The organism is Actinoplanes rectilineatus (genome assembly GCF_000962825.1).
Classification (GTDB): Bacteria; Actinomycetota; Actinomycetes; order Mycobacteriales; family Micromonosporaceae; genus Actinoplanes; species Actinoplanes rectilineatus.
This window is the reverse complement of the sequence record NZ_JZKF01000220.1, coordinates 1-857: the sequence shown is the minus strand read 5'-3', so window position 1 is coordinate 857 and position 857 is coordinate 1. Positions and strand designations below refer to the sequence as shown.

1 protein-coding gene is annotated in these 857 nt (G+C 69.3%); it reads left to right on the top strand.

Translation table 11 applies throughout. The features are described 5' to 3' along the window. Nucleotides 1-104 precede the first annotated feature (104 nt). Nucleotides 105-857, top strand: a 753-nt coding sequence (locus WH85_RS46195) for an ISL3 family transposase (protein ID WP_157411673.1), incomplete at its 3' end; no start/stop codon positions are given.

The window sequence follows — 857 nt, the reverse complement described above, 5'->3', positions numbered from 1 at the left end:
GGCTCTGGCGCAGAAACGGTGGTCGAGGACCCGGGATCCTATGTGGTCTGACCTGTGCATGATCATGATGCCCGTGTGATCTGATCGGGACGATCTTTCCTGGCTTGTCTTCGCTGGTGATCGAGCAGGTGCTCGATCAGGGGACGATGGTGGGCGTGGTCGCCCGGACCTCGGTGACCGCGGTGGCCTGCCCGGATTGCGGGCAGCTCAGCGAGCGGGTCCATGCGTATCACCAGCGGCGTCTGGCTGATCTTCCGGTCGGTGGCCGTGCGGTGGTCGTGCAGTTGCGGGTCCGTCGCCTGGTCTGTGTGATGCCGTCCTGCCCGCGGCGAACGTTTCGGGAGCAGGTGCCGATGCTGACCAGGCGGTGGGCGCGGCGGACCCGGGCGCTGACCGCGCTGGTCGCTGACCTGGCCGTCGTGGCCGCCGGTCGTGCCGGTGCAGCCGTGCTGTCCCGGATCGGTGCTCGGGTCTCCCGCAGCACCGTGCTGCGGGTGCTGATGGCGACGTCGATCCCCGATCGTCCGGTTCCGACCGTGCTCAGCGTGGATGACTTCGCGCTACGCCGGGGCCGCCGCTATGCCACGTTGCTGATAGACGCGGTCACCCATCGCCGTGTCGATGTGCTACCCGATCGCAAGGCCGAAACCCTGGCCGCGTGGCTGCGCGAACATCCCGGTGTGCAGGTCGTATGCCGCGACGGCTCGGCAGCCTATGCCGAGGCGATCCGCACCGGGGCACCCCACGCGGTGCAGGTCAGCGACCGATGGCACCTGTGGGCGAACCTGGCCAAGGCCGTCGAGAGGACCGCGATCGCCCACAGCGGCTGCTGGCGTGACGGCCCGGTCCGGCCGGAC